9 protein-coding genes are annotated in these 6,329 nt (G+C 71.2%); 7 read left to right on the top strand and 2 right to left on the bottom strand.

Going from position 1 to position 6,329, the window contains the following annotated elements; translation table 11 throughout:
* Positions 1 to 180: 180 nt before the first annotated feature.
* The 4 genes from WA805_RS27650 to WA805_RS27635 are packed head-to-tail and all read left to right on the top strand — an operon-like array spanning position 181 to position 2,445.
* Complete coding sequence (locus WA805_RS27650; RefSeq protein WP_422278253.1) at positions 181 to 336, top strand: hypothetical protein; 156 nt, start codon at positions 181 to 183, stop codon at positions 334 to 336.
* Positions 333 to 809 (top strand): RidA family protein, encoded by a 477-nt coding sequence (locus tag WA805_RS27645; RefSeq protein ID WP_422278255.1) that lies wholly within the window; start codon positions 333 to 335, stop codon positions 807 to 809. The genes WA805_RS27650 and WA805_RS27645 overlap by 4 nt, the downstream gene beginning before the upstream one ends.
* Positions 806 to 1,654, top strand: a complete 849-nt coding sequence (locus WA805_RS27640; RefSeq protein ID WP_422290672.1) for an NUDIX hydrolase — start codon at positions 806 to 808, stop codon at positions 1,652 to 1,654. The genes WA805_RS27645 and WA805_RS27640 overlap by 4 nt, the downstream gene beginning before the upstream one ends.
* Positions 1,651 to 2,445, top strand: coding sequence for an MBL fold metallo-hydrolase (locus WA805_RS27635; RefSeq protein WP_422326141.1), 795 nt, complete (start codon positions 1,651 to 1,653; stop codon positions 2,443 to 2,445). Before WA805_RS27640 ends, WA805_RS27635 begins: the two co-directional genes overlap by 4 nt.
* A gap of 132 nt (positions 2,446 to 2,577) precedes the next feature.
* On the opposite strand, the gene WA805_RS27630 is transcribed toward WA805_RS27635, so the two are convergent.
* Both WA805_RS27630 and WA805_RS27625 read right to left on the bottom strand, forming a co-directional pair.
* Complete coding sequence (locus WA805_RS27630; protein ID WP_422338323.1) at positions 2,578 to 3,069, bottom strand: universal stress protein; 492 nt, start codon at positions 3,067 to 3,069, stop codon at positions 2,578 to 2,580.
* Between the two features lie 179 nt (positions 3,070 to 3,248).
* On the bottom strand, positions 3,249 to 3,932 hold the full coding sequence (locus tag WA805_RS27625) for a Crp/Fnr family transcriptional regulator (RefSeq protein ID WP_422290677.1): 684 nt from the start codon (positions 3,930 to 3,932) through the stop codon (positions 3,249 to 3,251).
* A 176-nt stretch (positions 3,933 to 4,108) separates the two neighbouring features.
* On the opposite strand from WA805_RS27625, the gene WA805_RS27620 reads away from it, so the two are divergent.
* The 3 genes from WA805_RS27620 to WA805_RS27610 all read left to right on the top strand — a co-directional run.
* Entirely contained in the window at positions 4,109 to 4,714 is a 606-nt protein-coding gene (locus WA805_RS27620) for a DUF1707 SHOCT-like domain-containing protein (RefSeq protein ID WP_422290679.1), read from the top strand.
* Positions 4,715 to 4,792: 78 nt separating this feature from the next.
* A complete protein-coding gene (locus WA805_RS27615; RefSeq protein ID WP_422290680.1) occupies positions 4,793 to 5,521 on the top strand; it encodes a hypothetical protein in 729 nt (242 codons plus the stop codon).
* A gap of 97 nt (positions 5,522 to 5,618) precedes the next feature.
* Positions 5,619 to 6,329: hypothetical protein (locus WA805_RS27610; RefSeq protein ID WP_425243796.1), on the top strand; the 711-nt coding region annotated here is incomplete at its 3' end.

Genomic DNA, 6,329 nt, shown 5'->3' with positions numbered 1-6,329 from the left:
CCGGAGCTCGGCGCGGCGGCCGTGCCCGAGGTGCCGGAGGTGCCTGAGGTGCCCGAGGTGCCGGAGGTGGAGGCTGCCGCTGCCGACGGCACGCCGGGGCTCCCCGCCGGGGAGGGTGTCGGCGAGGGCGAAAGCCTGCCTAGCAAAAAGGTGAATACCGCCAAGCGCTAATGTGACGCCATGACCAAGTGGGAGTACGTCACCGTGCCGCTGCTGGTGCACGCGACCAAGCAGATCCTGGACAACTGGGGCGACGAGGGCTGGGAGCTCGTCACCGTGGTGCCTGGCCCGAGCGCCGAGCAGCTCATCGCCTACATGAAGCGGTCGAAGGCGTGACCGCCCCGGCGGAGCGGGCATCGGAACGGCTGGCCGCGCTCGGGCTGACGCTGCCGCCAGTGGCGGCGCCGGTGGCCGCGTACGTACCGGCGGTGCGCACCGGCTCCTACGTCTACGTCTCCGGTCAGCTCCCGCTGGTGGACGGCAAGCTGCAGGCCACCGGGAAGGTGGGGGCGTCGGTCAGCGTGGAGGAGGCCGCCGCGCTGGCGCGGATCTGCGCGCTGAACGGGCTCGCGGCGGCGGCCGGTGCGGCCGGCGGCCTCGACGCCATCGCGCGGCTCGTCAAGGTCACCTGCTTCGTCGCGAGCGATCCGTCGTTCACCGGCCAGGCGCAGGTCGCCAACGGCGCCAGCGAGTTCCTGATCGAGGTGCTCGGCGAGGCCGGCAGGCACGCGCGGAGCGCGGTCGGGATGGCGGTGCTGCCGCTCGACACCCCCGTCGAGGTTGAGCTGATCGCCGAAGTGGCGGCGTGAGGATACAGCTGAACTCGGCGTCGGGATTGGGCGACCGGCTGGCGCAGCGGGTCGCCGACATGGTCGCGGGGCGGACCGTCCCGGCGGCGCCAAGGAACGCGGCGACCGTGATGCTGCTGCGTCCTTGCCCGCCGGACGGTGTCGAGGTGCTGATGCTCCGCCGGACGGCGGCGATGAAGTTCGCGCCCGGCGCGTACGTCTTCCCCGGCGGGTCGGTGGACGAGGCTGATTTTTCTGCTGAGATCGGGTGGCACGGGCCGTCGCCCGCGGACTTCGGTACATGGCTCGGCTGTTCCGCTGAGCTGGCCCGCGCCCTGGTCTGCGCGGCGGTGCGCGAGACGTTCGAAGAGTCGGGGGTGCTGCTGGCGGGCACGCCGGACAGGCTGGCTGCCGGGCTGGCCGACCCGTCCTGGGAAGCGGACCGGATGGCCATGACCGCCGGCACGCTGACTCTTTCCGGCCTGCTGGACCGTCGTGGCCTGACGGTTCGCGCCGACCTGCTGGTCCCGTGGACGCGCTGGATCACGCCAGAGGCCGAGCCGCGGCGGTTCGACACGTGGTTCTTCGCGGCGGCGCTGCCGGCCGGCCAGGAGGCGACCGGTCACCTCGCGGAGGCCGATAAGACGGCGTGGCTGCGCCCCGCGGACGCCATCTCCGCCGCGCGGGACGGCACGATCTCGCTGCTGCCGCCCACGGCGGCGACGCTGAACGAGTTCACCAAGTGCGGTGACCTCGGCGACATCCTCGGCCGGCGGCGGACTGTGGCGCCGGTCCAGCCGCGCATGGTGGTCGAGGACGGCGAGGCCTGGCTGCTGATCCCTGACGAGGTGGCATACCCGCTGTGACTGATGCTCCGACTGGCATCGACGGTTCAGGGACGGCACGCGCGCGGTGCGTGCTCGCGCCCAACCCGTCGCCGATGACCCTGGACGGCACGAACACCTGGGTGATCGCCGAACCGGGCTCGACGGCCGTGCTGGTGGTCGACCCTGGTCCCTCCGGCGAGGGTCACCTGCGGCGGGTCCTGTCCGTGGCGTCCGCGGGGGACCGGCGGGTCGCGCAGATCGTGCTGACGCACGGGCACCCCGACCACGCGGCAGGCGCGGCACGGTTCGCGGAGCTTTCCGGCGCGCCGGTGGGCGCGCTTGACCCGGCGCTGCGACTCGGCAGCGACGGTATTGCCGCCGGTTCGGTGATCACCGCCGCCGGCTGCGCGGTGCGGGTCGTGGGCACCCCCGGGCACTCGGCCGACTCGCTGAGCCTGCTGCTCGAGGCCGACGGCGCCCTGCTGACCGGGGACACGGTGCTCGGCCGCGGCACGACCGTCATCGCGGGCGACGGGTCGCTTGGCGACTACCTGCGGACGCTCGACGAGCTGCGGTCGCTGGCCGACGCCGCCGCGTTGCGCGTGCTGCTGCCGGGTCACGGCCCGCTGCTCGACGACCCGGCCGGTGTCCTTGACTACTACATCGCGCACCGTCGCGAGCGGCTTGACCAGGTGCGCGCGGCGCTCGCCGCCGGTGCGCGCACCCCGGCGGAGATCGTCGAGATCGTGTACGCGGACACCGACCCGGCCGTCCGGGGCGCCGCGGAATGGTCGGTCCGCGCCCAGCTGGACTACCTGAACAGCGTCTAGCCCCGGCGGAGACCCCGCTGAGCCATCTTCGTATCACTTCCGGTCCTTCTGAAACGATTCAAGTGCCTCGAAAAGGGCCGAAACTGATACCAAGTTGCGGTGCGGGGTCCTAGGCGGTTGCGGTGCGGGGTCCTAGGCGTCGGGTTTCGGGGTGCCGCAGACCAGCACGGGGCAAGGGGCCGCGTGGAAGAGGTCAGTGAGGGTTTTGCTCGGCCCGAGCCTGGTCAGCCGGCGGTGTTCGTGCATGCCGACGACCAGGGCTGCCGCGTCGTGCTCGCGGGCCAGCTTGACCAGCACGTCCGCCACCGTTGTTTCGTGGGGCGCTGCCAGGGCATCGGCCTGCAGCCCGGCCTTCCTGGCGAGTTCGGCGCCCTGTTCCGCAAGCTGCTGGGCTTGATCGGAGGCCGCTCTTTCCACCTCGAAGGCGTTGCCGAGGTCCAGGACGCCTCCCGGCTCCTCAAGCGCCCCCGTCTCGGGGAGGGTGGCTTCCTCGAAACTCCGTCCGGCTGCCCAGACGAACACAACGAGCGCGGGCTTCGGCGCGAGAAGGGCGCCAGCCTCCTGCACGGCCTGCACGGAGGCGGGCGCGCCGTCAAAACCGATGATCACGGGGCCTGTATGCACAAGCTGAAGAATAACGCCCGCGAGTCCGCATGACTTCTCATTGAGGGCTTCGCCTGCGGCCGCTGGGCGGATGCCCGAGACGCCCCTAGATGTGTCATCGCGGGGCATATTGACCCGGAATGGCACACCTAACGAACGTCAGCCCGAGATGGCGCACCAGTAGAGGCTGGGAACCTCGCCTAGCGGGCGCGCTTGCGAAGGCGCTCGGCGTCGAGGATCAGCACGGAACGGGCGGAGATCTGCAGCCAGCCGCGGGCGGCGAAGTCCGCGAGCGCCTTGTTGACGGTCTCCCGCGACGCGCCGACGAGCTGGGCCAGCTCCTCCTGGGTCAGGTCGTGATGCACGTGCAGCCCGTCGGGCTCCTGCTGGCCGAAGCGGTCGGCGAGGTCGAGCAGGTTCTTGGCGACGCGGCCTGGCACGTCGGTGAAGACCAGGTCGGCGGTCACGTCGTTGGCCCGGCGCAGCCGCTGGGCCAGCGCGCGGAGCATGTGCATCGACACGTCGGGCCGCTCGCTCAGCCACGGGATCAGCGCCTCGTGCTTGAGCGACGCGAGCACCGCGTCGGTCACCGCGCTGGCGGAGGAGGTCCGCGGCCGCGGGTCGAACAGCGAAAGCTCACCGAACATCTCGCCGGGGCCGATCACGCTCAGCAGGTTCTCGCGCCCGTCCGCCGCGGCGCGGGTCAGCTTCATCTTGCCGTCAATCACCACGTACAGGGAGTCCCCGTCGTCCCCCTCCATGAAGAGGTGCTCGCCGCGCGACAGCTTCACTTCCGCCATCTGGCGCCGCAGCGCGCGAGCGTCCTCCTCGTCGAGTGCGTCAAACAGGGGCGCCCGTCTCAGCACTCCTTCGGTGTTATCCACCGGTCCTCCTTGTTGGTGCCTAGCACTATCAAGTGTGGATCATGGGACGGCATGCTCCGTGCCTGGCATCCCTAGTATTCCCGCGCGCGGAGCTTAGCGGGCGAATCTGCCTGGGATTCCGTAACGCAATAACGAGATGTATCGCGTTTTGCCCGGCTGACCGCTACGATGCTGCCATGACCGATGACCTTGAGCTGCGCGCCTCGGACGCGGACCGGGACCGCGCCGCGGCCGTGCTCGGCGGCGCGCTTGCCACCGGCCGGCTGACCTCCGCCGAGTACGCGGAGCGGCTCGACAGCGTCTACGTCGCGAAGACCCTCGGCGAGCTCGTCCCGCTCACCCGCGACCTGCCCGCGGACGACACCGCGGACGGCGGCCTCAGGCTGGCGGGCCAGAACCACGTGGCCGCCCGCTTCAGCAAGGTGATCCGCTCCGGGCGCTGGGTGGCCGGCCGGCACACCCGGCTGACCGCCCGCTTCGGCGCGCTGATCGTCAACCTGACCGACGCGGTGCTGCCTGGCCGCGAGATCACGCTGGAGATCGACGCCTTCTGCGGCAAGCTGATCGTGATCGTGCCGGAGGGCGCACGCGTCGTCGACGAGGGCGGCGCGCTGTTCGCCAAGCGGGCCATCTACGGCCGCGGAGATCCCGCGGATGCCGACGGGCCGCTGATCAGGATCGTCGGGGACGCCCGGTTCGCCAAGGTCGCCGTGCACCGGGGGCGCTTCGATCCGGCCGCCCCCTGGCAGCACTGGATGCAGCAGGAGGCCGCCGCGCGTTGACCGGCGGCCACCTGATGTTCCCGCGATGTTCGATCTCGCTTCCTCGTCTGGCACTTGTGATACGCGTAACATGACCGAATGGCGGAGAGCAGGCAGTGCGCGCGCTGCGGCACGACGTTCGAGCCGAAGCGCGAGCACGCCAGGTTCTGTTCGGCACGCTGCCGGGTGGCGTGGAACAGGGAGAACTGGAATCGCGAGAACCGGCGGCAGCCCAGGTGGGGCACCGAGAACTGGGCACAGGGGAACGCTGCCGGCCAGGGGAGCCCGGAGAGCGCGCTCGGCTGGGCGATCATCGCCATGCGCGACGTCACCGAACGGCTGGGCAGGGTCAGGGCCAGCGACCACCCGCAGGCGTTCGCGGTGATCGGCGAGGCCGTCTGGTGGGTGACGATCGTCGACGCGACCCTCGTCAGATACCACCCGGAGGCTTACGAGCAGACACTGGCCGGGATGCAGGGCCCGCGGCGGCGGCTGACCGAGGGTACGTTCGCCGGCCTGCGGTTCGTGCGGAACCGGATGGGCTACTACGCCGACCACAGCGACTTCATCAGGCCGAAGCCTAGCGACGAGGGACGGGGTGACGCCCCGATCGCCGAGTGGACCTGGAAGCCGCTGCCCGTTCCCGAGGTGGAAACCCTGCCGCCGCGCGGGCAGGAGTGGGAGCTGAGCCGGTACCGCGACTATCAGGACCGGCTCGCCGACCAGACCATCGGCGAGACTTTCGACCTGGCCGCCGCGTTCCTGACGGTGGCGGCCTCGGCGGCCGGCGCCGTGGCCGACGATGAGGTCACCGCGTCCGGTCACTAACCGCGACCGGAAAAGGCCGATATTTCTCGAATTTCGCCAGGCAAATAGTCTCGCTGCGTGTATTGCCTGCTACGGACTGTTATGCGACGATCTTGGTATGGGCCCGCGCAGGACGTCAGGGCGGAAGGCATCGCGGCTGGGCACGCTCGAACGACGGTATGACTTTCACCTCGGCGAGGCGATCCGCGCCGCGCTCGAGGGCAGCCACGACAAAGCGGCGACGCATTCGAGCACCGCGCTGTCGATCAGCAGGGAACTGTACGCGGCCGGCCCCGATCCCGCGCGGCATCGGCCTGAGCTCGCCGCCGCGCTGTGCAACCACGCACGGTACGGCGACACCCCGGTGCACGTCGTCGCCCTGCTGATGGAGTCGGCCGGGCATTACGCCGCGCTTGCGCACGCCGATCCCGCGGCCTACGAGGTGCCCAGGATCGACGTGCTCGCCAGGATCGCGCTCACGGCCGACGAGGCCGGCAACACCAGGGACGCGATCAGCCTGCTTCGTGAAGTCGTGCGGATGTACGACGGGGCGCCCGCGGCGGACCAGGCGGAACTCGGCATCGGGCTGGCCAGGGCGCGCTTCCACCTGGGGCGCTGCCTGCTGAAGACCGGCGCGTCCGCCGACGGCCTCGCCGAGATCGACGCGGGCCTTGAGATCGCCGCCGCCGCGCTCGGCCGGCTGCGCGTCCCGGCGCACGCCCCCGGCTGGCTAGCCACGGCCCCCCGGTACGTCCAGCTCGCCGCGCCGGACTGGGCGGCAGCCGCGGTCCGCGCCATGACGCTGCACGCGGCGGCCGGCCGGTGGGAG

Source organism: Trebonia sp. (genome assembly GCF_049794275.1).
GTDB lineage: Bacteria > Actinomycetota > Actinomycetes > Streptosporangiales > Streptosporangiaceae > Trebonia.
The sequence above is the reverse complement of the archived record's forward strand: the minus strand, read 5'-3'. Positions and strand labels throughout refer to the sequence as shown.